The organism is Thermophilibacter immobilis, from assembly GCF_015277515.1.
GTDB lineage: Bacteria > Actinomycetota > Coriobacteriia > Coriobacteriales > Atopobiaceae > Thermophilibacter > Thermophilibacter immobilis.
This window is the reverse complement of the sequence record NZ_CP063767.1, coordinates 1,990,665-2,015,908: the sequence shown is the minus strand read 5'-3', so window position 1 is coordinate 2,015,908 and position 25,244 is coordinate 1,990,665. Positions and strand designations below refer to the sequence as shown.

At 63.5% G+C, this 25,244-nt stretch carries 22 protein-coding genes and 1 tRNA gene; 16 read left to right on the top strand and 7 right to left on the bottom strand.

What is annotated here, in order from left to right:
• Window positions 1-11 precede the first annotated feature (11 nt).
• The 5 genes from INP52_RS09170 to INP52_RS09150 all read left to right on the top strand — a co-directional run bounded on the left by INP52_RS09170 (window position 12) and on the right by INP52_RS09150 (window position 6,005).
• Window positions 12-650, top strand: a complete 639-nt coding sequence (locus INP52_RS09170; RefSeq protein ID WP_228478332.1) for a beta/alpha barrel domain-containing protein — start codon at window positions 12-14, stop codon at window positions 648-650.
• A 216-nt stretch (window positions 651-866) separates the two neighbouring features.
• Window positions 867-2,285 (top strand): glycoside hydrolase family 1 protein, encoded by a 1,419-nt coding sequence (locus INP52_RS09165; protein ID WP_194371108.1) that lies wholly within the window; start codon window positions 867-869, stop codon window positions 2,283-2,285.
• Between the two features lie 23 nt (window positions 2,286-2,308).
• Entirely contained in the window at window positions 2,309-3,097 is a 789-nt protein-coding gene (locus tag INP52_RS09160) for a MurR/RpiR family transcriptional regulator (protein ID WP_194371106.1), read from the top strand.
• A 132-nt stretch (window positions 3,098-3,229) separates the two neighbouring features.
• The gene (locus tag INP52_RS09155; protein ID WP_228478331.1) at window positions 3,230-4,648 is read left to right on the top strand and encodes a PTS transporter subunit EIIC; all 1,419 of its coding nucleotides are present in this window, start codon (window positions 3,230-3,232) and stop codon (window positions 4,646-4,648) included.
• Between the two features lie 67 nt (window positions 4,649-4,715).
• Window positions 4,716-6,005: an IS256 family transposase gene (locus INP52_RS09150; RefSeq protein WP_228478260.1), complete on the top strand. Its 1,290-nt coding sequence runs from the start codon at window positions 4,716-4,718 to the stop codon at window positions 6,003-6,005.
• A gap of 297 nt (window positions 6,006-6,302) precedes the next feature.
• Here INP52_RS09150 and INP52_RS09145 read toward each other — a convergent pair whose 3' ends face one another.
• Window positions 6,303-7,850: a Mur ligase family protein gene (locus tag INP52_RS09145; protein WP_194371101.1), complete on the bottom strand. Its 1,548-nt coding sequence runs from the start codon at window positions 7,848-7,850 to the stop codon at window positions 6,303-6,305.
• Window positions 7,851-7,921: 71 nt separating this feature from the next.
• Here INP52_RS09145 and INP52_RS09140 point away from each other — a divergent pair.
• Both INP52_RS09140 and rph read left to right on the top strand, forming a co-directional pair.
• Window positions 7,922-7,997, top strand: a tRNA-Val gene (locus INP52_RS09140).
• An 82-nt stretch (window positions 7,998-8,079) separates the two neighbouring features.
• The gene (gene rph, locus INP52_RS09135; RefSeq protein ID WP_194371099.1) at window positions 8,080-8,823 is read left to right on the top strand and encodes a ribonuclease PH; all 744 of its coding nucleotides are present in this window, start codon (window positions 8,080-8,082) and stop codon (window positions 8,821-8,823) included.
• Window positions 8,824-8,859: 36 nt separating this feature from the next.
• On the opposite strand, the gene INP52_RS09130 is transcribed toward rph, so the two are convergent.
• A complete protein-coding gene (locus INP52_RS09130; RefSeq protein WP_194371097.1) occupies window positions 8,860-9,330 on the bottom strand; it encodes a hypothetical protein in 471 nt (156 codons plus the stop codon).
• A 311-nt stretch (window positions 9,331-9,641) separates the two neighbouring features.
• On the opposite strand from INP52_RS09130, the gene INP52_RS10210 reads away from it, so the two are divergent.
• Complete coding sequence (locus tag INP52_RS10210; RefSeq protein WP_194371095.1) at window positions 9,642-10,430, top strand: ATP-binding protein; 789 nt, start codon at window positions 9,642-9,644, stop codon at window positions 10,428-10,430.
• Between the two features lie 206 nt (window positions 10,431-10,636).
• Here the strand turns inward: INP52_RS10210 and INP52_RS09120 are convergent, their stop codons facing one another.
• From INP52_RS09120 to INP52_RS09100, 5 genes are all read right to left on the bottom strand, one after another.
• On the bottom strand, window positions 10,637-11,476 hold the full coding sequence (locus tag INP52_RS09120) for a YjjW family glycine radical enzyme activase (RefSeq protein ID WP_194371093.1): 840 nt from the start codon (window positions 11,474-11,476) through the stop codon (window positions 10,637-10,639).
• A gap of 15 nt (window positions 11,477-11,491) precedes the next feature.
• Window positions 11,492-12,994 carry a YjjI family glycine radical enzyme gene (locus tag INP52_RS09115; RefSeq protein ID WP_194371091.1) on the bottom strand — a complete coding sequence of 501 codons (1,503 nt, stop codon included), beginning with the start codon at window positions 12,992-12,994 and terminating at the stop codon, window positions 11,492-11,494.
• Window positions 12,991-13,779, bottom strand: a complete 789-nt coding sequence (locus INP52_RS09110) for a Crp/Fnr family transcriptional regulator (protein ID WP_194371089.1) — start codon at window positions 13,777-13,779, stop codon at window positions 12,991-12,993. Before INP52_RS09110 ends, INP52_RS09115 begins: the two co-directional genes overlap by 4 nt.
• Window positions 13,780-13,900: 121 nt before the next feature.
• Window positions 13,901-14,830 (bottom strand): pseudouridine-5'-phosphate glycosidase, encoded by a 930-nt coding sequence (locus tag INP52_RS09105; protein ID WP_194371087.1) that lies wholly within the window; start codon window positions 14,828-14,830, stop codon window positions 13,901-13,903.
• A 52-nt stretch (window positions 14,831-14,882) separates the two neighbouring features.
• Window positions 14,883-15,989: a PfkB family carbohydrate kinase gene (locus tag INP52_RS09100; RefSeq protein WP_194371085.1), complete on the bottom strand. Its 1,107-nt coding sequence runs from the start codon at window positions 15,987-15,989 to the stop codon at window positions 14,883-14,885.
• A 425-nt stretch (window positions 15,990-16,414) separates the two neighbouring features.
• Between INP52_RS09100 and INP52_RS09095 the strand changes: the two genes are divergently transcribed.
• The 8 genes from INP52_RS09095 (at window position 16,415) to INP52_RS09060 (ending at window position 25,231) form a co-directional block, all read left to right on the top strand.
• Complete coding sequence (locus INP52_RS09095; RefSeq protein WP_194371083.1) at window positions 16,415-17,623, top strand: phosphopentomutase; 1,209 nt, start codon at window positions 16,415-16,417, stop codon at window positions 17,621-17,623.
• 3 nt (window positions 17,624-17,626) lie between these two features.
• Window positions 17,627-18,352: a purine-nucleoside phosphorylase gene (gene deoD, locus INP52_RS09090; protein ID WP_194371081.1), complete on the top strand. Its 726-nt coding sequence runs from the start codon at window positions 17,627-17,629 to the stop codon at window positions 18,350-18,352.
• Between the two features lie 127 nt (window positions 18,353-18,479).
• Window positions 18,480-19,568 carry a BMP family lipoprotein gene (locus INP52_RS09085; RefSeq protein ID WP_194371079.1) on the top strand — a complete coding sequence of 363 codons (1,089 nt, stop codon included), beginning with the start codon at window positions 18,480-18,482 and terminating at the stop codon, window positions 19,566-19,568.
• A gap of 85 nt (window positions 19,569-19,653) precedes the next feature.
• Window positions 19,654-21,183: an ABC transporter ATP-binding protein gene (locus tag INP52_RS09080; protein ID WP_269747166.1), complete on the top strand. Its 1,530-nt coding sequence runs from the start codon at window positions 19,654-19,656 to the stop codon at window positions 21,181-21,183.
• Window positions 21,180-22,508 carry an ABC transporter permease gene (locus INP52_RS09075; protein ID WP_194371077.1) on the top strand — a complete coding sequence of 443 codons (1,329 nt, stop codon included), beginning with the start codon at window positions 21,180-21,182 and terminating at the stop codon, window positions 22,506-22,508. The genes INP52_RS09080 and INP52_RS09075 overlap by 4 nt, the downstream gene beginning before the upstream one ends.
• The gene (locus INP52_RS09070; RefSeq protein WP_194371075.1) at window positions 22,498-23,415 is read left to right on the top strand and encodes an ABC transporter permease; all 918 of its coding nucleotides are present in this window, start codon (window positions 22,498-22,500) and stop codon (window positions 23,413-23,415) included. The genes INP52_RS09075 and INP52_RS09070 overlap by 11 nt, the downstream gene beginning before the upstream one ends.
• Before the next feature lie 10 nt (window positions 23,416-23,425).
• Window positions 23,426-23,878, top strand: coding sequence for a cytidine deaminase (locus INP52_RS09065; protein ID WP_194371073.1), 453 nt, complete (start codon window positions 23,426-23,428; stop codon window positions 23,876-23,878).
• 24 nt (window positions 23,879-23,902) lie between these two features.
• Complete coding sequence (locus tag INP52_RS09060; protein WP_194371071.1) at window positions 23,903-25,231, top strand: pyrimidine-nucleoside phosphorylase; 1,329 nt, start codon at window positions 23,903-23,905, stop codon at window positions 25,229-25,231.
• Window positions 25,232-25,244 lie beyond the last annotated feature (13 nt).

Sequence of the window (25,244 nt, the reverse complement as noted above, 5' to 3'; positions counted from 1 at the left end):
AATGCATGAATATGCAAAAAGCAACCGTTACCCAGGCCCTCTACGAGACCTGTGCGTTTGCGGTCGTGAGAACGCCTACGGTTGAGCGTGGCTGCGAGATAGCGGAAGGACTGCTCAAAGGTGGCGTCAGGGCGATGGAGATAAGCTACACCCTGCCCAACGCAGGAGAGGTCATCTCTGGCATACGAGAGCGCTTTGGCCATGACGTGCTCGTGGGCGCGGGCACGGTCATGGATGCTGCGACGGCGCGCCTAGCTCAGATGTCTGGTGCCCAGTTTGTGGTTGCCAACTGCTTCTCTGAAGAGGTCGCTCGGACCTGTAATCTCTATCAGATTCCCTACGCCCCGGGCTGCACCACGATGACCGAGGCAAACCACGCGCTCGAGGTGGGGGCGGCATTCATCAAGTGCTTCCCCATCTCCAACACCTATGGTCCGTCACTCGTAGGGCTCTTCAAGACGCCGACTCCCTGGATGCCCCTTATGGCCTCGGGTGGCATCACCCTTGAAAACCTCTCCGAATGGGTGGAAAAGGGCGTTGACTGCTGCGGAATGGGTGGTCTACTTACTAAGGGCGCCGTGGAGGAGATTGCCCTCAACGCATCTGAGGTGCGTCGCATCATTGACGACACGCGCGCAAGGATGAGATAGCCTCACCGCTCGGGGTAGCTCTTGTTGGGCGCTCTCGCGGTTCCTTGAACGCCACCAGCAGTTCCTGATTGGCTATTTCACCTTGAGCCGCTGGTGGCGTTCAAAGAACGCGCCGCAAAGAGTCCGGCCACGGTCGCGCTTCATTATTTGAAGCGCCTTGATCCCCGACCAGACGCTACAGTAGCCCCAGAAGCATGAGCTCGGGGAGGCTGGGGCATGAGGTTCACATCAAGAGAGTTCGAGGGGCGTCCCTTCATCTGGGGCTCGGCAAACTCCGCGTATCAGTGTGAGGGTGCGTGGGATGCTGACGGAAGGGGCCTAGGCGAGTGGGACTACTTCAACGCACAGCCTCACATGAATACCAATCACGTTGATGCTACGCAGACAAGCGACTTCTATCATCGTTATCGCGAGGACATTGACCTCATGGCCCAGGGCGGCCAGAACTCCGTGCGCCTGTCCCTCTCATGGAGTCGCATCATTCCCCAGGGTACCGGTGAGGTGAACGAGCAGGGCGTCTCCTTCTACAATGATCTCATTGACTACTGCGTCGAACGAGGGGTGGAGCCCAATCTCACCCTCCTCCAGTATGACCTGCCCTATGCCATGGCCCTTACGGGGGGGTGGTCGAACTCTGCTACCGCAGATGCCTTCTGCGCGTACGCCTGCGTGTGCTTTGAGCGTTTTGGCGACCGCGTGTGCCTCTGGTCGACGGTGGACGAGCCTCAGTACTACAGCTACTGTGCCAACTTTCTGGGGATTTACCCGCCTTGCCGGCATGTGGATATCCAGTCGTACCTTCAGTGGCAGTACAACCAGATGCTGGGGAGCGCCAAGGCGATTAAGGCGTTCCATGGGGGCGGCTATGAGGGGGCCATTGGCGTTATACATCAAGACTGCAATGTTGAGCTGGCCCCGGGGACGCGAGGTCGTGAGGGCGTTTATGCAGCGGCTGACTTCTTCTACAATCGATTGATCCTGTGTCCGGCACTCGAGGGCAGGATTCCCCCCGAGACCAATGCCATGCTTGAGAAGCTAGGCACCTATCTGTATCGCGTGCCCAATGAAGAGGAGATTTTCTCCGACGGTATCGTAGACTTTCTGAGCCTGAACGTGTTCTGCCGCAAGTATGTAACGGACTGGCAGGGCGGCGCCATGCAGGCGTCTGGGAACATAAAGGGAGCGGACAGCTCGAGCGTGGAGGGGCAGGTGGTCGCCCCCCTGTTTGAAACTGCCTACGATGCAGGGGAGACACACAACCAGTGGGGAAGAGAGCTTCTCCCTCGCGTCATGTACTCGTCGCTTATGCGGGTGAAGGAGCAGTACGGCAACCCTCCCGTGGTCGCCGAAAACGGACACGGCAGCTACGAGACGCCTGACGCGCGCGGTTTCGTGGAAGACGATGGGCGCATATCGGTTATCGGAGAGTTTCTGGACCATCTGGAGAAAGCCAAGCGTGAAGGTGCCAACGTGCGAGGCTATTACTATTGGTCTACCATGGACCTCTATAGCTGGGTCAACGGCTACGAGAAGCGCTATGGCCTCGTGCGCGTTGACTTTGACAACGGTCTCAAGCGGATTCCCAAGAAGAGCTGGGGATGGTATCGGGATTTGATACGCCAGCCCAAGAGCTGACGCATACGAGACGGGGGTCAGACGTGGACGCTAACGGCTTTGGCCTCCTCAGTTCAATCTCGGAAATTCTCAACTCGCGCAAGCGAGACAGCGACTACGCTATTGCCCGCTACCTCGTTCCACGCTTGGACAACTTGCGCTCCTTGATGATTACCGATATCACGGAGAATGCCTTTGTGACGCGCTCGGCGGTCCGTCGATTTTGCAACAAGCTGGGTTTTAGCAGCTTCAGCGAGCTTAAGTCTCAGGTGACAACAGCCGCCTATCCGAGCGACCTTAACCATCGAGACCTGCAGGAAAATGTTGTGGAGTATCGTGCAAGCCTCGACGGGGGCATTGAGGATATGTTGTCGGAGATGGGACGCACGGTGAACAACGACCAGGTCGTTGCCCTTTCTCGGAGCCTCCATGATCATGCCGGCGTGGTTCTCGTATGCGCCAACAATACCAGCGGAACGCTTGTGCGATTTCAGCAGGAGCTCTTCTATGCGCAAAAGTTCATTCAACTTGCAACGGATTCTTATCGGACGCGCCTCGTGGAGTCTACAGATGACGAGGACCGACTCGTTGTGGTGGTCTCGGCGTCCGGCGTGTTCGCACGTAATATAGAGAGCTGGATCAGCGAGATCGAATCCGAGAAGTACCTTATTACGGCAAACCCCGCAGCCGTGCGCATTGATGACTATGACCGAACTTACTGTCTCAACTGCAGCCCCATTGACCACGACAGCTGGGGGTTGTTCGGAAAATATGGGATGACATACTTCTTTGACTTGCTTTCGGCATGCTACCTACATCTTTACGGTGCGTAGCCGCTAACCTCCACTGACCTGGTGGTTCGTTTAATGAACCACGCGCGACGCTCTCTGCCTTCTATATTTCTACATGAGAGCTTCAAAACAACGCAGCGGCCCGTAAGCCGCCGAGCGGAAGGGGAGATGACCGTGGATACCTATGAAGACCTTGCCCGTCAGATTATTGAAGACGTGGGTGGGCCCTCGAATGTCTCAAGCGTAACGCACTGCTTTACCAGGCTCCGCTTTACTCTCAAGGACAACGAGGCAGTACGGGAGGATCACCTCAGGAAGCTATCGGGCGTTGCCGGGACCGCGCTCGCGGCCGGTCAGTATCAGGTTGTGATTGGCAATGACGTGACGAAGGTCTACGACGCCGTGACGAGCCTGCCAGGCATCACCGGCGAGGGTGAGGTAGCCGCAGAGTCCGTCGCCGACGAGAAGCCCGTCAAGCCGGTCAAGAAGGGTTTCTCGTATTGGATCAACATTCCTTTGAATACCATGTCGTCCACCATCACGCCGGTCCTTAACGGACTCGTGGTCACGGGGCTATTCAAGGCGGTTCTCTCGATTCTTGTCCTGCTCGGAGCGCTCGACACCACGAGTCAGACGTACGTGCTGCTCAACATGATGAGCGATGTGTTCTTCTACTTCATGCCGTTCATGATCGCATGGAGCGCCTCCAAACACTTCAAGTGCAATACCGTGATCTCGCTCATGCTCGTGGGAATTCTTCTGCACCCCACCTTCACCGGCCTGGTGAGCGCAGGTGATTCTGTGAGTCTCTTTGGTCTGCCGGTGCACGCCATCTCCTACAGTTCGTCGCTGCTCCCGGCGCTTATCACCGTGTGGGCTCAGTCCAAGGTTGAGCGGCTGTTCTCCAAGACGTTCTTCAACAAGCTTGGCCTCATTGAGCTTTTGCCTACTTTTATTGTTATGGCCCCACTGACGCTCCTGGTAACGGGCCCCGTGGGCTCCATCATCGGCGAGGTCATCGCTAGCGCCATGCTCGCGCTGTATCAGAACTACTACCTGCTGGGCGTCTTTGCTGTCTGCCTTATCATGCCCGTGCTCATCCTTACGGGAAGCCATTGGATTTTGATGCCCACAGCCCTCTCTAACCTCTCGACCTTGGGCTTTGATCCTTTCCTCTGGGTGGGCTTCGCCGTTATCAACTTCACGCAGCTTGCGGTCTCCCTGGCGATCTTCTTCAAGGCTAAGAGCCGCGAGATCAAGGAGTTCGCTGGCAGCGCTGTGCTTCCCATTGCCACGGCTGGCGTGACCGAGCCCTGCATGTATGGCCTCACGCTCAAGCTTAAGAAGCCTCTCATTGCCACGTTCGTGGGCTGCGCGGTAGGTGGCCTGTACTGCGGCCTCATGCATGTCAAGGTGTTCGAGCTCATTACTGTCTCCCTGGTGAGCCTGCCGCAGTTCATCGATCCCGCAGGAGGCAACAACTTCGTGGTTGCCCTTATCGGCATGGCACTCGTGTTCGTGGTGACCTTCGTGGTGACAGATCGTGTCGCGAAAGTTGGTGTAAGCACGTTCCCCTCAGGCCTGAAGGCCTGAGGGGAACGGCCATCGCCCTAGAATCCCGAACAGCGACGTATCGGGACTAGGAGAGGCGATGACCGCTATGGCAATCATAGGCGATGGGCAGGACGGTGTGACACCGGGGCTGCCCCGGTTCGACGACGGGATGGTGAACGTGGGCGAGCTGGCGAGGGTGCTCGCCGAGTCCGTCGTCAACGAGGTGATGAGCGTCGAGGCCGACCTCGAGTGCGAGGGCGGCAACCAGAGGAACGGCTACCGGGAGCGCTCGCTGCTCACGAGCGTCGGCACGATCACCCTCCGCATACCCAAGCTCAGGCGCGGGTCCTTCTTCCCCGAGGACCTGGTGGAGCGATACTCCAGGACCGACCGCGCGATCGTGGCGGCCGTGGCCGAGATGGTCACCTGTGGGGTCTCGACGAGGAAGGTCGAGCGCGTGGCCCACACGCTCGGTGCCGACAGGCTCGGCAAGGATGCCGTCTCCCGGATGTGCGCCACGCTCGACGAGACGGTCGCAGACCTGCAGGGGCGCGTCTTCCGCGACCTGCGTTTCCCCTACCTGTGGCTCGACGCCACCTACATCAAGGCCCGGGAGGGCGGGCACGTCGGCTCCGTGGCCGTGGTGACGGCGATAGCGGCCGCCGATGACGGCCACCGCTACCTCGTCGGCGTCGACGCGGTCGACACGGAGTCCTACGCGTCCTGGCTCGGGTTCCTGAGGGGCCTGCGCGACCGTGGCGTGGCGGACGTCATCTGCGTCGTCTCCGACGCCCACGAGGGGCTGAGGCGTGCCATCGAGGAGACCTTCCCGGGCGCCGCCTGGCAGCGCTGCATCGTCCACCTCGAGAGGAACTGCTGCTCGCTCGCCAGGACAAGGCGCCAGCGCGCCCTCGTGGGGCAGGTGCTCTCGGCCGTGTTCGCGGAGCGTGACCCGGACCTCGTCAGGGAGCTCTACCACCTGGCGATCGACGAGGTTGGCGCCATCTGCCCCGCGGCGGGCGAGCTCCTGGAGGAGACCGAGGCTGACGCGCTCGCCTACCTCGACTTCCCCTACGAGCACCACATCAGGCTCAGGACCAACAACATCCAGGAGCGCACCAACCGGGAGATCAAGCGCAGGAGCCGCGTCGTGCAGGTCTTCCCCTCGAGGAGGAGCCTCCTCAGGTACGTCGGTGCCGCTCTCTCGGAGATGGACGAGGCCTGGCAGTCGAGACGCTGGTTCTCCGCAGGGTCCATCCAGGAGGCCTACGAGGAGGACTCCCAGCGTACGCCAGCGCCGGCACCGACGTACGAGGGAACCGCGGCCGAGCATGCCGCCGCCATCATCCGGCTGGTGAAGGCGGACGGCGTTGACTCGAGGAGGAGGGCGGCATAGGATGCGTTAGGAGGAAGCGGGTTCACGGGCGAAGGCACCGCTTACACCAACTTTTGAGACACTACCTGGTGACATGGGTCGTCGGCTTTGACGAGAAGGACTTTGAGAACTAACGAGCTGCTTCGCGCCTGGTATGGGGGCTGGGACCTGCGGGTTCCGGCCCTTTTTCTCGACGTCGGCCCCTCTCGAGCTTCTCTCGCTTGTGCGGCCGCAAATGACAGGAATCCTCGACTGACAAGAACCAACGACTCTTCTACCTGCGTAAACGTAGGAGGTGCGCTGAGTGGGCGCTCGCGCCTACGTTTCCGACTCGTCCTTCTGGGCGTGGGCGCGTACGGCTTCCTGGAAGAGGTCGGCGTCGGTGCGACAGGGCACGAAGGCGTCGCCCACGTGCTGGCGGGTCTCGTCACCCTTGGCAAGAAGGCACACGAGCGCGCGGTCCTCGCCCTCGTAGCCCAGCTCCACGGCCCGTCGCACGGCAGCGGGGCGATCGTAGATGACCTCGTAGGACGTGTCCCGCGGCGTGGCGTCTGCCAGCTGGGCGCAAATCTCCTCGAGGGAGTCGTGGGCGGGGTCCTCCTCGGTGTAGATGAGGTGGTCGGCCCACTTGGCTGCCTCCTGGGGCAGCTCTTGTCGGCGCTCGTGTGCCTTGCCGCCCGGTGCCCCAAAGAGCGCGATGATCCTGAACCCGGGGAACTCCTTCTTGAGGGAGGAGAAGAGCTTCTGGTAGGAGAGCTTGTTATGCGCGTAGTCGACCAGGCCCACGACCTTCTGGTCGGGCGTCAGGAGCAGCTCCATGCGACCGGGAACCTTGGCGCGGACGAGTGCCGCCTGGATGCGCTCCCGGCCAATACCCAGGAGCTCGCAGATGGCAATCGTGGCGAGCGCGTTGTCCACGTTGAAGAGGCCCGGCATGGCAAGGGCGATGTTTCCCTCCCAGCTGGGAGTGTGAGCGCGAAACTGCACGACGCCACAGGAGGAGCGGACGTCAGTTGCCCACACGTCGGCCCCGGGACGCGTCTCGGCGGAGAAGCTCAGCACGCGCTCGCACTTCTCGGCATGGGTGCGGATGACGTCAGCATGGTCGCAGTCGAGGTTGATCACGGCGGCGCGGGCGTGATCGAAGATGCGCAGCTTGCTGGCAAAGTAATCCTCGAAGTTCGGGTGCTCCACGGGAGAGATGTGGTCGCGCCCGATGTTGAGGAAGCAGGCCACGTCCAGGTCAAGGCCCAAGACGCGGTCGTACTTGAGGCCCTGGCTCGAGACCTCCATATCAAGGTAGGCCAGGTGCGCGTCGCGCATGTGCGCGATGTGGCGCCAGAGGTCGGGGGCCTCAGGCGTGGTGTTGTGGCTCTCGAGGTTCTCGACGCCGTCAAAGGTCTCGATGGAACCGATGACGCCCGCTGTGGAATAGGGCTCGCCGCCGTCGAGCACGGCGCGCAGCATGTAGGAGACCGTGGACTTGCCCTTGGTCCCCGTGATGCCGATGGTCGTGAGGTCGCGGTCCGGATGGCCAAAGGCCTCCGCCGACGTCACGGCCATGGCCCGCCTGAGGTCGGAGGCTATGAGAGCCGGCACGCCCGGGGCGGTTGCCGCGAGCCCGTCGGCGTGCTCCTCGTCGCAGAGATACGCCACGGCCCCCTGCTCGAGCGCGCTCGTGAGGTAGGCAGGCGAGAAGGCCCGGCCCTTGCACACAAAGAGATGGCCCGCGCGCACGACGCGCGAGTTGCAGTCGGCACCGGTGACGGGTATGGTGCCCGTCTCGGCCGTGAGGTTGTGGGTGCCTGCGAGAAGGCCCTGCTCGGTGAGGAGCGTGGCCAACGAGGCGAGCGTCGTCGTATTCATGCGGCTAAGTATAGGACACGAAGCTCTGGAGACGCCATGCTGCGGCGTGCCGTGGTAGACTTCTTGAGTCCGGGCGATTGGCGCAGTGGCTAGCGCAGGTGCTTTACACGCACAAGGTCGGCGGTTCGAACCCGTCATCGCCCACCATGCACGCGCTCAGGGGCTCCTCGTGGCCCCTGATTCTTTTTTTGCTCTTAACGTGGCCGCCGAGGAGGCCGAAGGGACGTTCATGACTTCCGACTCTGCTTCCACCCCTGCTCGCGCACAGGACCGCTCCGCCTCTCAGATGCGGCCCGTCACGCTCACGCCGAACGTGATGAAGAACGCGACGGGATCCTGCCTGGCCGAGTTCGGGGACACGCGCGTGCTCTGCTCGGCAACGGTCGAGGAGGGTGTGCCCTCCTGGCGCAAGGGAAGCCATGCCGGCTGGGTTACGGCGGAGTATGCGATGCTTCCCGCCTCCACCAACCGTCGCACGTCGCGCGAGTATCGAGGTCGTAAGGGCCGCTCGATGGAGATCGAGCGTCTCATCGGGCGGAGCCTGCGGGCGGTCTGCCGGCTCGACCGGCTGGGTGAGGTCACGATTACGCTCGACTGCGACGTTCTTCAGGCGGACGGAGGTACCCGCACGGCCTCCGTGACGGGAGCCTGGGTCGCGCTGCACGCGGCGCTCTTGTCCCTCGTGGAGAAGGGACGCCTGCCGCGCCTGCCGCTGACGGGCCAGGTGGCGGCCATCTCCGCGGGAATCGTGGGTGGTAGGCCCCTGCTCGACCTGGACTATCCCGAGGACTCCCATGCAGACGTTGACCTCAACCTGGTGGGAAACGAGAAGAGCCAGATCGTGGAGGTGCAGGGCACCGGCGAGCGAGCGCTTCTGAGCCGGGAGCAGCTCGACGAGCTACTCGACCTGGGCCAGGCGGGTATCGCCCAGCTGACGGAGCTGCAGAGCCAGGTAACGGGCTTTCGCCTCTAGGTCGCGTGGCGCGTGCCACCTTTCTGCCTCGCTCGTTCAAAGAACGAAGCCCTGTTGACCCGTCCCAGCTGACATTCCCTTCGTTTTCATTGCCAGAGCGTAGACGCGCTCCCAGGAGAAGTGGCTGCGCACGATTTTGCATCGGCGGCGATGGTCGGTCTCCTGCAGGGCCTCTTTGGCTACGAGCTCCACAGCGCTCTCATCTTCGCCGAGCGCCTCTGCAATCCACAGAAGGGATCCGGCGTTCTGGAGTCTGCCATAGGCTACGCGGGCGCTCGTGTTGGGAACTTTGCGAGAATAGGCTCCGCTACCGTTGTTCCCGTCCTGACAGCCGAACCAGGAGAGCATATGCTCTCGTTCGTCCGCATAGCCGAATTTTGAGACGCCTGCGTATCCGGGGCCGTTCAATGCACTCTTGATAAAGAGGCCCGCTGCCGGGGTATGCGCGGGAAGCTCCCGTAGAATTCTCACGAACTGTCTCGTGGTGAGATCTGGTTCCGTGGCCATGGCTGCCGCTCCTCCGAGATGGTGTGTCTAGATAGTATCCCTGTATAAGGGCTCTGCGCGAGTCCTCCGGACATCTCTTCCCAGCCTTGAGCCAGCGCTCACGAAGAGCATCGTGCTGCCAATGGGTAGCTCCCCGTAGGAGGCTAGTTCGATGACGTTCTGTATAAAATGCTGGTTACGCTCCGCTCAAAGAATGCTCAAGTGATCGTGGTGGTCTGGAAAAGTGCCCTCAAAAACACTGGAAATTTGCACATTAGTTCAGGTGATGCCGCTATTTTAACCATCCCGCTAAAGAGGGAGAAGGGCACATCATGAGAGAGTACATCCCCCGCGTCGTGGACTCCGGGCTTGAGGAAGACCTTTCTCTATTCGGTACTCTCGTGCTTCGCGGGCCAAAGTGGTGCGGCAAGATCACGATCGGGCGCAGATACGCAAAGTCTGAAATCTCGATGACTGATCCAGCCGGTGACTTCGCAGGACGGCTCATGGCGACTGCGGACCCCGCGACAGCGATGGAGGGGCCGACGCCGCGTCTCATAGACGAGTGGCAAGAGGTGCCAAAGTTATGGGATGCGGCTCGCTTTGAGTGCGACCGTAGGGGAGATCCGGGGCAGTTTATCCTCACGGGCTCGTCGACCCCCCATGACGCCGCTCAGCCTATGCATAGTGGCGTAGGGCGTTTCTCCGTGCTGAGAATGGATACCATGACCCTCTTTGAGTCGGGAAGATCCACGGGAGAAATTCCTCTTTCGCGGTTACTCTCCGGAGACACGTTCACCAGGGCACAAGGATCGATGTCTGGTCTTCCGTCTGTGGCGGAAGCTGTATGTCGTGGTGGGTGGCCCCGGTCTGTCGGCCTTTCGACGAAAGCGGCGATGCGAATAGCGGCAGAATACGTGCAGACGGTCGCCGATTCAGATATATCGAGGTTAGATGGTGTGCGTCGTAGCCCCGATAAGGTGAATGCCCTACTTGCCTCGCTTGCTCGCAACGAGTCGACGCTTGCAGGGAGAGAAACCGCCCGTCGCAAAATGTGTCGTAGTTGCCTATGGGGCTCCCGCTTACGTAACAGACGAAGGAATTCAGGTCGTACCGCTTGACGTGCTGGCGCCATAGCCGGTGGCCTCGAGAGACTCCACGGTTCATAGTTGTCAGGGGGCGAGAGCTTCTTGTCGTCTTGGACTCGCTCTTTGAACGCTATCGGCAGGTGCGGACGAGAAACAAGCCTCCGAACTGCCGATAGCGTTCAAAGAACCAAAGAACGGGAGATGCCCGGTTGAGCTGCAGCTGACGAGCCGTGCGCCCCCTAGCTGACCACGACCTCGCCAAAGCCAAGCTCGTGCGCTCGTGCCTCCAGCGCGTCCATCCGTGCGTCGGAGGGGGAGGGCGCGCTCGCCATGGGCCCGCGCACCCCAAAGTGGCGGAAGCGCATGAGGCGCAGACGCGCGGCCCCCACGCGCCTGCCCAGCGTGGCCGCGATGCCGTCCACGGCATCCTCGGGGTCGTTCCATCCCTCGGTCACGATGACGCGCACCTCTTCGAGCTTGTCGCGCTCCGCCAGAAAGGCGAGGTTCTTTCTCACCGTCGCGCCGTCGGTGCCCGTGAGGTGCACGAACCACGCGTCGCTCCACGCCTTGACGTCAATCATCACGCCGTCGGCCACGTTTAGGAGCCCCTCGTGCTCAGAGAAGTCGATTGTCCCGTTGGAGTCGATGAGGGCGCCGATCCCCGCCGCGCGGCATAGGCCAAAGAGCTCAAGCAAAAACTCCGGGTAGAGCATGCACTCGCCGCCCGAGGTCGTGACGCCACGGATGAAGGGCTGATAGCTGGATACCTCGGCAAAGACCTCACGCGCGTCCATGTGGCGGATGCGCGGCGAGGAGCGATACGTGCAGGTGCCAATGCACGTATCGCAACCCGTGCAAAGCTCGGAGTCCCACACGACTGCGCCCGCCTCGAGCGTGAGAGCCCGTGCCGGACAGGCCCTCACGCAGGCGCCGCAGGCCACGCACAGGGACTGGGTCTCGGGGTTGTGACAGTAGGCGCAGCGAATGTTGCAGCCCTGCAAAAACACCGAGCAGCGAGCCCCCGGCCCGTCCACCAAGGAGAACGGGATGATGTTGTTGATGGGGACGTGTGCGGACATGACTAGGGCTCCGACCTAGAGCCTGACCTTGCGGTCGGCAAGGTCGTTGGCGCGCCAGTTGCCCTCGCCGTCGTGGGAGGTATCAGCGAGAACCGCCTCGCCCTTGGCGTACTTCTCCATCTCGGAGCGCTTTACGAGGAAGCCCGTGATGCGCACGAGGTCGCCGTCGGACGAGTAGAACGACAGGTACTTGTCGTCGATGGAGAAGGCGGCTTTGATGACGTCGAGAAGGGCATCCGGGTTCTTCTCGGCCGTGGGTTCGACGGGGAAGATGTCGGACACGCCGGCGTTGAAGAAGCGGTGCAGGCTCGCGGCCTGGCGAATGTGGTCGTAGAGGACCTCGGGCTCGTCGCCCACCTTGACGCGCACGCCCGGCGTGACGCCCACCTGGTCGGAGAAGCCGGCCTGCGCGTGCAGGGTGAAGCGGCCGCCCGCCACCTCGGAGTACACGGCGTCGAACTCGTTGACCTGGTCGTAGATCTTCTGCATGATCTTCTCGGCCAGCTCGTCGGCCTCGGGGTCCGTGCCGTAGGCGCGCTCGTCTCCCAGGTGCAGGAGCTCCTTCACGCACTCGCTCATACCAGCCACGCCGAACATCCCGGTGAAGCGCTCGCGGCTGATGAGGCCGTCCTTGACGAGCCAGGAGCTCTGGAAAAAGTTAGACTCCTCAACCTCGAAGCGGATGCGCTCGTTCATGTAGTTGCACAGCTCGCCGGTGGCCGAGGGCAGGATGTTGTCCAGGAAGTCGTCGACGCTCGTGGCCAGGCGCGCCATGCCCGGCAGCAGGAGGCGGTCCAGGCAGTAGGCACCGCCGCCCAGGGGCAGCACGTTGTAGCAGCTCACAACCTGGTAGCCGCCCTGATAGGTGTGCTTGTGAATGGCGTGGTTGGCAAACGCCGGGTTGGCGCACTTCATGGCGGTCGTAAGCGCGAGGCGCATGAAGTCGTCGGGCGTCACCGCGGGGTCGTACTTCAGGGTGAAGTTTGGCACGGCGTTTTGGAGCTCGGCCTCGACCTCAAGGAGCAGGCGACCGGCTCGGGTGTCCTCGGGGCCTATGTTGGCATGGCAGTAGCCAGAGGCTACGGTGCGGTCGATGTAGTTCAGGAAGTGCTTGAGCGCGCGCTTGGCCTCGTCGTCGGAGACGCCGTCAAGGAACGGGTCGATGATCTTGTCGAGCTGCCCCACCGAGACGGGACGGCTCGTGACGGAGGGCACGTTGTTATAGACCATCGAGAGGCCCCAGAGCAGGTCGTCGAGGTCCCTGGGGGCATCCAGGTGAAGGAACTCGGAGCCGTGGCCGGAAAAGTGCTGGTAGTCGGGGCAGATGTAGCGCGGGCGATAGGGGGCGTTGCCCTCCTGCATGTCGTCGAGCGCGCGGGCCTCGAAGAAGCGGTCGAACTCCTTGGTGGTCTTGAGGGGGCGCACGGAGTTCTCGGCGGCCTGCGCCAGGTGCAGCACCTTCTGCTTGTAGGTGAGGTTGCTCGCGGTGATGATGTTCAGGTACCCGTTGTCGCTCATTGTTCCTCCCTCTTGCCGCCCTGGGGCGGCTCCGACTCCAGCTCGTGTCGTATCTCGTTTTCCAGGCGCTCGTAGGCGTCCCGGTCAATGACGATCTTTCTGCCTGAGCGCCTGAGCATCTGGCGGCCCTCGAGCTCGCCCAGCGCGCGCGAGACGGTCTTGGTACTCACGCCGGCCCGCTCGGCGAGCTCCGCGCGCGTGGCCTGGATGGTGGCGCCTCCGTTTTCGCTGCGCCCCGTGCCCTGGTGACAGGACTGGAACAAGACGAACATGAGGCGCCTCGTTGCGCTCCAGCCCATGAGGCTGCGCGCGTTGCCCATCTGACGCAGGAGGCTCCTCACGACCCAGCGCGAGCGGGCGAGAAGGGCCTCGGGGTCGGACGTGAGCCAGGCGAGGTAGTCCGCCTGCGGCGCCGCGATGAACGAGCAGCCGCTCAGTGCCACGAGCGATCCCAGGGTGATCGGGCTCTGGGCCAGGAGCTCCATCTCCCCGAAGACCGTGGGGGCCTCGAACTCGTCGATGGTGAAGCTCGAGCCCGAGACGCTCCGGGTCGTGGTTCGAATGCGACCCACGCACAGGACGTAGACGTGCTCGCAGCGATCGAACATGCTCACGAGCTCCTCGCCGCGCTCCACGTGGATGAGGCGGCAGCGCGCCAGGAGGCCAGCCGGGATGCGACGCGCCCACGGCATGAGCGCCTCGCGCGTGGGCGCGTTCAGCGCGCTGATGTATCCGAGAACGTCCACGGCCCTCTCTCCGGCGTCATCGAACCCCTTTTGGGCCATTCTACGGAGCTGCTGGTTTACATTCGAGGACATATGTCCCTTTATGGAAAAGCGCCCGCAGCCATGTCGGCGAGCGGCGTGGCTGCGGGCGCAGACGGCGGGCGTGGGACGCGAGAGGGAGCTACCCCTCGAGGGCGCGCAGGGCAACGGCGGTCTTGGCCCCCAGGACCACGTTGTTGAACACGAGGCGGATGTTGGAGTCGAGCGAGTCCCCGCCGGTGAGCTCTGCGACCTTGGCGAGAAGAAACGGCGTGCACTCCTTGCCGTGGATTCCCTGTTCGTCAGCCTCGGCGAGCGCCTGGTCGATGGCCTGGTCGATGACGGCCTTGTCCATCGAGTACTCCTCGGGGATTGGGTTGCCCACCAGGACGCCGCCGGACAGGCCCATCTCACGCTTGGTGTGGAAGACCCGCGCGAGCTCCTCGGGGCTGTCGACCTCGTAGTCCACGGCGAAGCCGGAGTGGCGGGTGTAGAAGGCGGGCAGCTCCTGGGTCTGGTAGCCCAGGACGGGCACGCCCCTGGTCTCCAGGTACTCGAGCGTGAGGCCCAGGTCGAGAATGGACTTGGCGCCCGCGCAGATGACCATGACGGGGGTCTGCGCCAGCTCCTCGAGGTCGGCCGAGACGTCCATGGTGGTCTCGGCGCCGCGGTGGACGCCGCCCACGCCGCCGGTGGCAAAGACCTCGATGCCGGCCATGTGGGCGATGATCATCGTGGTGGTGACGGTCGTGGCGCCGTCCATGCCCCGGGCGCAGACCACTGCGAGGTCGCGGCGGGAGACCTTGGCCACGCCGTGGCCCTTCTTGCCCAGATGGTCGATCTCCTCCTTGGACAGGCCGGCGCGCAGGCGCCCGCCGATGACGGCGATGGTCGCCGGCACGGCGCCGCTCTCGCGCACGAGGCGCTCGACCTCGAGGGCCGTCTCGACGTTTTGGGGGTAGGGCATGCCGTGCGAGATGATGGTGGACTCCAGGGCGACGACAGGCCGGCCCTCCTCGAGCGCCTTCTTGACCTCGGGGGCAACGTCCAGGTACTGGTTGAGCTCCTTCATGGCAGTTCCTTTCATGTAGGGTTGGCTACGTGGTTTGATCGGGCGCATGCCCCTAGGCGGACTTGTGCTCCCCGGGCGACGCGGACATCCTCCTGCGGACCGCCGCTGCGGTGATGGCCGGGTTGATGGTGCCGGCGGACTCCACGCACAAGGAGGAGGTGGCCAGGCCAGCCAGTCCCTGCCCCCTGAGGTCGGCCCCGTCGAGGTATGCCCATGCGATGGCGGCCATCATCGAGTCCCCGGCTCCGGTGGCATTGACCACCTCGCTGTCGAACGTGGACAGCTCGAACTGGCAATCGTGGTTGGCGCAGTAGAGGCCTCGTGTGTCGAGCGAGATGAACACCTGCTCCAGGCCCGTGTCCAGGAGGCGCTGAGCGGCGAGGTGCAGGGTCTTCTCGTCATGGATCTCAACACCCGAGAGGGTCTGGGCCTCGAGCTGGTTGGGCTTGATGGTGTGGAGCTTGCCCAGGATGCCGTCGAGCTTGTGCGCCTTGGCCGTGGAGACGGGGTCGCAGAAGAGGGGGACCGAGACGTGCTCGGTGAGCCACTGGAGGCTCTCTGCGGGAATGTTGGTGTCGACCACGCACAGGGCCGCGCGTTCGATGAGGTCGAGCTTGCGCCCGAGGCACGAGGGCGTGAGACGGTCGTAGATGGCCATGTCGGCGATGGCGAGCTGCATGTCACCCGTCTCGTCCATGATGAACAGGTAGGTCGAGGTGGCCGCCCCGGGGATGGTCACGGAATCCTTGACCTCGATGCCCACGGAGCGGCAGCTATCCTGCAGCTCGCGGGCGTGCAGGTCGTCGCCAAAGGCCGAGATGAACTTGACGTTGCAGCCCAGAAGCGCCATGTTATGGGCGATGTTGCGACCGGCGCCGCCCGCCGACATGCGCACTGTGCCGGGGTTGGAGTCGCGCGGCACCAGGTCGTGGTCGGGCCGGCCGGCGATGTCCATGTTGGCACCCCCGATGATCACGGCGTAGGGGCTCTCGGAGATGACGTACTGCCGTCCCAGGATGGCCCCCTTGCGCGCGAGGTTGGAGATGTGGACGGCGACCGAGGAGCGAGAGATGCTCGCGCGTTCGGCTATCTCCCTTTGGGTGACGGAGGGGTCCTCGCGGATCCAGTCAAGAATCTGCCGTTCTCGTTCGGTGAGCATGGGACCTCCTCCTCAGCACTTCTTTAGAGACGTAATCACTTCTTTATTTCTCGTCATTATACGGAGGCCCTGACGTTGTGTAAAGAAGGCTGTGAGAAAAGGGCGCCGCTGGGGTCAGGCGGTCGTAAAAGGGGGCCAGAAGGTGCTTTTGCACCCTGAAGACGAAGATTTCTGGTGACGGCCGGCGCGCCCCGCGTCTCCTGTGGCAGCATCGCCTTCCCGCATCTGCCACTCGCGGCAAATCACCTGCCACTCGTAACACTGAGGCGCAGGGGCGGTTCGTGCGAGAGAAGCGATGAAGTAGACTGACGTCGGCTAATCAAAGTAACAAGATGGTAAGCAGATATTTATGCACGTCACGGCAAGCGACAGTTCGTGCATCATGCCAGGGAGCGGGTGCAGACCCATCGGGGATTGGAGTACACATGAGTGAGGCTTCCCATGCCGATCGGCGCGTGTTTCTTGTCGTTCTTGACAGCTTTGGCATAGGATCGGAGCCCGACTGGCCCGACTTCGACGACGAGCTGAGCAACACGCTTACCGCATGCGAGACCTCGGGAGAGCTTCACATTCCCAACCTCACCAAGCTGGGCCTCCTTAACATCGAGGGCGCGCTCGAGGGCCCCCGTGACGTTGACCTCGCGCCCATCGCGCATCCCACGGGAGCCTTCGCGCGCCTGCGGGAGGCCTCGGCCGGCAAGGACACCACCGTCGGCCACTGGGAGATGGCGGGCGTCGTCACGCCGCGCCGCTTCCCGACCTACCCTGAGGGTTTCCCTCCCGAGGTCATCAAGGAGTTCGAGCGCCAGACGGGGCGCGGCGTGCTCTGCAACCGGCCCTACTCCGGCACCGAGGTCATCAAGGACTTTGGCCAGGAGCATCGGGACACCGGCAAGCTGATCGTCTACACCTCGGCGGATAGCGTCTTCCAGATCGCCGCTCACGAGGACGTCGTTCCCGTCGAGCAGCTCTACGCGTACTGCCGTATCGCCCGCGCGATTCTCACCGGGGAGCACGGCGTCGCTCGCGTCATAGCTCGTCCGTTTGTGGGCGAGGACGGCTCCTTCACGCGCACTCCGCGTCGCCACGACTTCTCCCTGGAGCCCACGGGACCCACGATGCTCGACGTCCTCTCCAAGAGCGGCTACGACGTGCTCTCGGTGGGCAAGATCTACGATATCTTCGCCCATCGCGGCATGACCGACTTCGTCTACACCTCGGGCAACCCCGAGGGGATCGACAAGACCATCGAGCGTACGGGGCGCGCCTTCAACGGCCTGTGCTTCACGAACCTCGTGGACACCGACATGATCTACGGCCATCGCAACGACGCGGTGGGCTATGCCAAGGCAATCTCGTACTTTGACGCCAAGTTGCCCGAGCTCCTGACGGGTCTCGGCGAGGACGATCTGCTCATGATCAGCGCCGATCACGGCTGCGACCCCGTCACTCCCTCGACCGACCATTCGCGCGAGTACGTCCCCTGGCTCATCGCGGGCCCGCGCGTCAAGCCGGGCGCGAACCTGGGGACGCTCCCCACGTTCGCCGACGTCGCCGCGACCGTCCTCGACTATCTGGGGGCTCCCATGCTCCCCATCGGAACGTCTCATCTCGACCAGATCCTGGAGGGCTAGGACATGGCGCTCACCCCCACCCCGCACAACGCCGCCGCCAAGGGGCAGATCGCAAAGATGGTCCTCATGCCCGGAGACCCGCTGCGCGCCCAGTTCGTGGCCCAGACCTACCTTGAGGACGTCGATCAGTTCAACTCCGTGCGCGGCATGCTCGGCTACACGGGAACCTATCAGGGCGCGCGCGTCTCGGTCATGGGATCGGGCATGGGCATGCCGTCCATCGGCATCTACTCCTACGAGCTCTTCAACTTCTACGACGTGGATGCGATCATCCGCATTGGCACCGCGGGCGGCCTAGCCCCCGACGTGCAGCTGCGCGACCTGGTCATGGGCATGGGCGCCTGCACGGACTCCAACTACGCCGCGCAGTTCCACATGCCCGGCACGCTCGCCCCTCTCGCCGACTTTGGCCTTCTGCGCCGCGCCGTCGAGGTGGCCGAGCAGCTTGGCTTTGACTACAAGGTTGGCAACGTCCTGTCCTCCGACGTCTTCTACAACGACGACGAGACGGTCAACGAGCGCTGGGCACGCATGGGGGTGCTGGCGGTGGAGATGGAGTCGGTCGCCCTGTACCTCAACGCCCTGCGCGCCAAGAAGCGCGCTGTGACCCTGCTCACCGTCTCCGACCTTCCCCTCACGGGCGCATCTTTGCCGGCCGAGGAGCGCCAGACGTCATTCACCCAGATGATGGAAGTTGCGCTGGGAGTTGCCACCTCGGATGTGCGCTAATGCCAGGGGGAGTGCACAAAAAGCGGGCACTTCACGGGTCTTCGGGCCCGTTCAAAAGGAGACGGACAAGGCCGTCTCAAAGGGGTCTCGGCGTCCAGCCGAGATACAACAGAGAAGGAGCGTTGCAATGAGGGAGAATCACAGCGTTTCGCGTCGTGGCTTCATCGGGGGGATGGGTGCCGTGGCGGTCTTTGCGGGTCTCGGCCTGGCGGGGTGCGGTGGTGGCTCGAGTACCTCCGACTCCTCCTCCGATTCCGGCTCCTCCAGCACGGATTCCGAGGCCAGCTACAAGCTCGAGATGATCACCGACACCGGCGGCGTCAACGACCAGTCCTTCAACCAGCTCTCTTGGGCCGGCCTTCAGCAGCTCAACGAGGAGAAGGGCTGGGAGGTGAGCTACCTCGAGTCCAAGCAGGAGGCCGACTACGCCACCAACCTGGACAAGGCCGTCGATGACGGCTCTAACCTGATCTGGGGCGTGGGCTTTGCCATGGCCGACGCCGTCGAGAAGTCCGCCCAGCAGAATCCCGACGTCAAGTTCGCCATCGTCGACAACGCGAACGCCTCTGACGTCTCCAACCTCACCGGCGTCCAGTTCCGCGCCCAGGAGCCCTCGTTCATGGTCGGCTACATCGCGGCGTGCTTCACCAAGACGGGCAAGGTCGGCTTTGTGGGCGGCGTCTCCTCGGACGTCATCGACCAGTTCGAGTTTGGCTACAAGGGCGGCGTCGCCTACGCCAACTCCACCAAGGGCACGAGCGTCGAGGTCCAGGCCCAGTACGCCGAGTCCTTCAGCGACTCCGCCAAGGGCAAGTCCATCACGCAGAAGATGTTCTCGGACGGCTGCGACATCGTCTTCCACGCCGCCGGTGGCGTGGGCACGGGCGTCATCGAGGCGGCCAAGGAGGCCAACCAGTACGCGATCGGCGTGGACATGGACCAGTCCTACCTCGCCGAGGACAACGTCATCACCTCGGCGCTCAAGCGCGTCGACGTGGCCGTCGTGGACGTGTCCACCCGGATCGAGTCCGGCGACCTCGAGGGCGGCACCACGATCAGCCTGGGCATGACCGAGGACTGCGTGGGGATCCCCGAGGGGCATGACATCATCGGCGACGAGATCTACAACGAGGCCGTCGAGATCGGCGAAAAGATCAAGAGCGGAGACATCAAGCCTCCCGCAAACGAGAGCGAGCTCAGCTCCTTCTCTGCCTAGGGCTGCACGCAGGCCCATTGCGCCGGGGGATGCCTCGATGAGGTGTCCCCCGCGCTATGGGAGGACGAGCTAAAGGAGGCGACACGTGGAGGTCAGTCCGGCATACGCGGTGCAGATGCACGGCATCACCAAGACCTTCGGCACGTTCAAGGCGCTCGACGGCGTGAACCTGGACGTCAGGAGGCAGTCCATCCATGCCATCTTGGGAGAGAACGGGGCGGGCAAGAGCACGCTCATGAACGTGCTCTATGGCCTGTACCAGGCCGACGAGGGAGAGGTCTTTCTCAACGGCGAGCAGGTCGGCATCAAGGACCCCACGGGTGCCATCGCGCAGGGCATCGGCATGGTTCACCAGCACTTCATGCTCGTGGAAAACTTCACGGTCACCGAGAACATCGTGCTCGGCGACGAGGTCTGCGGCGCCCCCGGCATCCTGGACCCCCGGCGAGCGCGCGAGCGCGTCGCCCAGATCGCCGACGAGTACGGCTTCGACGTTGACCTGGACGCCAAGGTCGAGGACATCTCGGTGGGCATGCAGCAGCGCGTGGAGATCCTCAAGGTCCTCTATCGCGGGGCCCAGACGCTGGTCTTGGACGAGCCCACGGCCGTGCTCACCCCTCAGGAGATCGACAAGCTCATCAAGATCATGCACGGCCTGGTGGACAAGGGCAAGACGATCATCATCATCACCCACAAGCTCAAGGAGATCATGGCCTCCGCGGACGAGTGCACCATCATCCGCCGGGGCGTCTACATGGGCACCGTGGACGTTGCCACGACTAGCCAGGAGGAGCTCGCCTCTCGGATGGTGGGACGTCGCGTGAGCTTCAACGTGGAGAAGGGCTCTACGCGTCCCGGTGACGTGGTTCTGTCCATCCGCGACCTCCACGTGAAGGACGCGCGTGGCATCGGGCAGGTCAAGGGCCTCTCCCTTGACGTGCATGCCGGCGAGATCGTGGGCGTGGCGGGCATCGACGGAAACGGGCAGGCGGAGCTCACCGACGCCATAGACGGCCTTGTCAAGGTGGAGTCGGGGACCATCAGCGTACGGGGCGTCGAGGTGCAGAATACGAGCATCAAAAACGTGCTCGACCACTCCGTGGCCACCATCCCCTCCGACCGTCACCGCTGGGGCCTGGTCTTGCCGTTTACCGTGGCCGAGAACGTCGTGCTCGAGATTCACGACCAGGACGAGTTTGGCTCGGGCATCCGGCTCGACTACGACCGCATGCGCGCGTATACGCGCGAGCTCATCAGGGAGTTTGACATTCGCCCCGATGACTGCGAGGACCACGCCGCGGGAGGCCTCTCCGGGGGCAATCAGCAGAAGGTCATCATTGCGCGCGAGGTCTCACGCGAGCCCGATCTTCTTGTTGCGGTTCAGCCCACGCGCGGCCTCGACGTGGGCGCTATCGAGTTCGTGCACAAGGCGCTCGTGCGCGAGCGCGACCGAGGCGCCGCCATCCTGCTCATCTCGCTCGAGCTTGACGAGGTCATGAGCGTGTCCGACAGAATCGACGTCATCTACGACGGTGCCATCGTCGGCTCCTTCGACCAGGGAACGGTCAACGAGCGACAGATTGGCCTTCTCATGGCAGGGGGTGAGAGCAAATGAGCACCTTCACCAAGATCCTGAAGAAGCCCATCGTCTCGGCGATCGTCGCCATTCTCTTTGGTTTTGGTGTGGCGGCGATCGTGCTCGCCAGCGCGGGCTATGACCCCGCGGGCTCGTTTGCCGCGCTGTTCAACGGGGCTCTCGGCAGGCCCAAGTACATTGCCAACGTTATCATCAAGGCCACGCCGCTCCTGCTCACGGGCTGTGGGGTCGCCTTTGCCTACAAGGCGGGGCTCTTCAACATCGGCGGAGAGGGGCAGTACATCTGCGGCACCGTGCTCGCCGTCGTCGTGGGCTCGCAGGTCAATCTCCCGGCGCCCCTCCAGATTCCGCTCGTGATCCTTGCGGGCACGGCGGGAGGCGCGCTCCTGGGCGCCTTTGTCGGCTGGCTCAAGGGGAAGTTTGGCATCCACGAGGTCATCACGAGCATCATGCTCAACTGGATCATGCTCTACCTCTGCAACTTCGTCGTGCAGACTGACACCTTCCACCGTGCCAACTCCACGGGGGCCATCCCGGTCAACGAGTCGAGCTTCACGATGATCCTTCCCAACTGGAAGGTGTCCGAGGCGGGCCAGAAGGCGCTCTCCGGCATTCCCTGGCTCCAGGAGGCGCTCGTCAAGACCGACGCCAACGTGGGCTTTGCCATCGCCCTTCTGGCCGCGATTTTCATCGCCTGGCTGCTCACCAAGACCAAGGTGGGCTACGAGATCCGCGCGGTGGGCCTGGCCCGCGACGCCGCCCAGTTCGCTGGCATCAACGTGCAGAAGAACATCGTGTTGTGCATGCTCATATCCGGAGGCCTGTGCGGCCTTGCCGGCGCCCTCACCATCACGGGCATCTCCCCGCACTCCATCTCCACGATCGCCGCTTTTGAGAACTACGGCTTCAACGGCCTGTCCGTTGCCTTTATCGCCGGCTGCTCGCCTCTGGGCTGCATCCCCGCGTCCCTGCTGTTTGCCGGTCTCATCTACGGTGGCCAGACGGTGCAGCAGGTCATGGGGGCGCCGTCAGAGATTATCAACATCATGATTGGCACCATCGTATTCTTCATGGCCCTGGGCGGCATCGTGCCCAAGCTCGCCGAGCGCATCGAGCGCAGGCGCGCACTCGCGGCCGAGGGCGCCCTCGTAGGGGCGAGTCCGACGGATGCGTCCGGTGGCGTCATCGAGATGGGCGCCGAGAAGAACGAGACCTCCGCCTATCCCATAGAGCAGGAGGCATCCCCGGTGGAGCCGGGCCCTGTGCCGGCTGACCCCGACGTGGGCGCGCCCGGCGGCACGGACGCAGACGCGAACAGCAAGGAGGCCGGCGATGCTGAATAGTCTGATCATGCTCGTTGCCATCACACTTACGTATTCCACGCCCTACGTGTTCGGGGCCCTGGGCGGCGTGGTCTCGGAGCGCTCCGGCGTGACCAACATCGCCATCGAGGGCATGATGGCCGTGGGTGCCTTCGCCGGCGTGGCGGGCAGCCACCTCACGGGCAACCCGTGGCTCGGCTTTTTGTTCGCGGGCGTCTGCGGAATGCTCATCGCGGCGCTCCACGCCTTGGCGTCGGTCACCTTTACGGCCGACCAGACGGTCTCGGGCGTGGCCATCAACCTGCTCGCCCCGGGCATTGCCCTGTTCGCTTGCCGCAGCATGTTCGACGGGGCGGCCATGTCCTCCATCGTCGCCACGCTTCCCAAGGTCTTTGGGGCCGGAGGTCTTTCGGACACTCCGATTGCGAGCCTCAACGTGGACGTCACGGTGCTGCTCGCTCTTATTGCCACCATCGCCGTCTGGTTCGTGCTTTACAAGACCAAGTGGGGGCTGCGCGTGCGTGCCGTGGGCGAGCATCCCGCCGCTGCCGACACGCTCGGCATCAACGTCTCCCGCACCCGTTGGCTGTGCGTCCTCACCTCCGGCATGCTCGCCGGCTTTGGGGGCGCCTCGGTCACGCTGGCCATCATCTCCCAGTTCACGCAGACGGCCATCGCCGGCCAGGGCTTCATCGCGCTTGCTGCGGTCATCTTCGGCAAGTGGAAGCCGTTTGGCACCTATGGCGCGTGCATGCTGTTCGGCTTCACGCAGGCGCTCGTCATCATGCTGGGCGGCGGTGCGGCCATTCCGTCCCAGATCCTCTCGATGCTGCCCTACGTCATCACGATTCTCACGCTCGTCCTGTTCGTGGGCAGCTCCGTGGCTCCCAAGGCCGATGGCGTGCCGTACGTGAAGGGCAGCCGATAAGGAGGGCACCATGGAGGACGAGGAGCTCGTCGGACTGGCCGTCGGGGCGCGCGAGCGGGCGTACGTCCCGTACTCCCGCTTTGCCGTGGGGGCGGCGCTGCTCGCGTCCGACGGCAGCGTGACCCAGGGGTGCAACATCGAGAACGCCTCCTACACGCCCAGCAACTGCGCCGAGCGCACGGCCTTCTTCAAGGCCGTCAGCGAGGGGACGCGCTCCTTTGCGGCCATCGCCATCGTGGGCGGGCCCGAGGGCGAGCCCCCGCGTGAGTGGTGCGCGCCCTGCGGCGTGTGCCGCCAGGTGATGCGCGAGTTCTGTGACCAGGATACGTTCCGTGTTATTCTCGGACGCTCCGGCACACGGGCAGGCACGTTCGAGACGCGCGCGCTCGCGCTGAAGGAGCTTTTGCCCCTGGGGTTCGGACCGGAGGATCTAGGACGGCCCGCGCCCGGGACATCGGCGTAGCGCTACGAAAGGAAACGATTCGGCATGAGAATGTACGACATCATCGAGCAGAAGCGCAACGGCGGCGTGCTCACGGACGACCAGATCGACTTCTTCGTCAACGGCTACGTGGCGGGAAGCATCCCCGACTATCAGGCGTCCGCCCTGCTCATGGCCATCTTCTACGAGGGCATGAACGCCGGCGAGACCGCGCGTCTCACCATGGACATGGCCCGTTCCGGCGACATGGTCGACCTCTCCGCCATCCGAGGCGTGAAGGTCGACAAGCACTCGACCGGCGGTGTGGGCGACAAGACTACGCTGGTCATAGCCCCGCTCGTGGCGTCTCTGGGCGTGCCCGTGGCTAAGATGAGCGGACGCGGCCTGGGACACACCGGGGGAACCCTAGACAAGCTCGAGTCCATCCCTGGGCTTTCCGTAGACGTGGACATGGAGCGGTTCTTCAGAATCGTGAACGAGGTCGGCTGTGCCGTCATCGGACAGACGGGCAACCTCGTCCCCGCGGACAAGAAGCTCTATGCCCTACGTGACGTCACCGCCACCGTCGACTCGCTTCCCCTCATCGCCTCGAGCATTATGAGCAAGAAGATCGCGTCCGGTGCCGATGCGATTCTGCTCGACGTCAAGTGCGGAAGCGGCGCCTTCATGAAGACCTCCGAGGACGCCGTAGCCCTTGCTCAGTGCATGGTCGACCTGGGAGAGGAAGTTGGCCGCACCACGGTCGCCCTTATCACCGACATGGGACGTCCCCTGGGCCGTGCCATCGGCAACTCCCTCGAGGTCATGGAGGCCTGCGATGTGCTCAAGGGCACGGCTTCCGAGGATCTCACCGAGACCTGCGTGGAGCTTGCGGCCAACATGCTCTTTCTCGCGGGCGTGGGCAGCCTGGAGAAGTGCCGCAAAACGGCGCGTACGCAGATCTCCAACGGTCAGGGATTCCAGAAGCTGCACGAGATGGTCGCGGCTCAGGGCGGGGACGCGCGGGTCCTCGATGATTACGCGCTCTTTGCACAGCCCGCGTGCTCTCGCGAGGTCCGCTCCGTTGACGGAGGCTGGGTCTTTGCTATGGACACGGGGCGCTGCGGCATCGCGTCGGTCGCGCTCGGGGCGGGTCGTGCCACCAAGGAGGATGCCATCGATCCGGCGGCCGGCATCGTGCTCGCGGCCAAGACCGGCGCGCGGATTGCTCCCGGAGACCTCATGGCCACGCTCTACGCCAACAGCGAGGAGCGTCTCGACGAGGCGGAGCGCATCCTTCGGGGCGTGTATGACATCCGCGATGAGCAGCCGGAACCCGTTCCGCACTTCTTCGCGCGTGTCTCGCGGGAGGGCGTGGGGCGTTTCGGCGCCTAGGGGGTGCCCCCCC

Coding starts and splice junctions, on each gene's coding strand:
- INP52_RS09170 (WP_228478332.1), top strand. CDS start 12: ATGCAAAAAGCAACCGTTACCCAGGCCCTCTACGAGACCTGTGCGTTT.
- INP52_RS09165 (WP_194371108.1), top strand. CDS start 867: ATGAGGTTCACATCAAGAGAGTTCGAGGGGCGTCCCTTCATCTGGGGC.
- INP52_RS09150 (WP_228478260.1), top strand. CDS start 4,716: ATGGCAATCATAGGCGATGGGCAGGACGGTGTGACACCGGGGCTGCCC.
- INP52_RS09145 (WP_194371101.1), bottom strand. CDS start 7,850: ATGAATACGACGACGCTCGCCTCGTTGGCCACGCTCCTCACCGAGCAG.
- rph (WP_194371099.1), top strand. CDS start 8,080: ATGACTTCCGACTCTGCTTCCACCCCTGCTCGCGCACAGGACCGCTCC.
- INP52_RS09130 (WP_194371097.1), bottom strand. CDS start 9,330: ATGGCCACGGAACCAGATCTCACCACGAGACAGTTCGTGAGAATTCTA.
- INP52_RS10210 (WP_194371095.1), top strand. CDS start 9,642: ATGAGAGAGTACATCCCCCGCGTCGTGGACTCCGGGCTTGAGGAAGAC.
- INP52_RS09120 (WP_194371093.1), bottom strand. CDS start 11,476: ATGTCCGCACACGTCCCCATCAACAACATCATCCCGTTCTCCTTGGTG.
- INP52_RS09115 (WP_194371091.1), bottom strand. CDS start 12,994: ATGAGCGACAACGGGTACCTGAACATCATCACCGCGAGCAACCTCACC.
- INP52_RS09110 (WP_194371089.1), bottom strand. CDS start 13,779: ATGGCCCAAAAGGGGTTCGATGACGCCGGAGAGAGGGCCGTGGACGTT.
- INP52_RS09105 (WP_194371087.1), bottom strand. CDS start 14,830: ATGAAGGAGCTCAACCAGTACCTGGACGTTGCCCCCGAGGTCAAGAAG.
- INP52_RS09100 (WP_194371085.1), bottom strand. CDS start 15,989: ATGCTCACCGAACGAGAACGGCAGATTCTTGACTGGATCCGCGAGGAC.
- INP52_RS09095 (WP_194371083.1), top strand. CDS start 16,415: ATGAGTGAGGCTTCCCATGCCGATCGGCGCGTGTTTCTTGTCGTTCTT.
- deoD (WP_194371081.1), top strand. CDS start 17,627: ATGGCGCTCACCCCCACCCCGCACAACGCCGCCGCCAAGGGGCAGATC.
- INP52_RS09085 (WP_194371079.1), top strand. CDS start 18,480: ATGAGGGAGAATCACAGCGTTTCGCGTCGTGGCTTCATCGGGGGGATG.
- INP52_RS09075 (WP_194371077.1), top strand. CDS start 21,180: ATGAGCACCTTCACCAAGATCCTGAAGAAGCCCATCGTCTCGGCGATC.
- INP52_RS09070 (WP_194371075.1), top strand. CDS start 22,498: ATGCTGAATAGTCTGATCATGCTCGTTGCCATCACACTTACGTATTCC.
- INP52_RS09065 (WP_194371073.1), top strand. CDS start 23,426: ATGGAGGACGAGGAGCTCGTCGGACTGGCCGTCGGGGCGCGCGAGCGG.
- INP52_RS09060 (WP_194371071.1), top strand. CDS start 23,903: ATGAGAATGTACGACATCATCGAGCAGAAGCGCAACGGCGGCGTGCTC.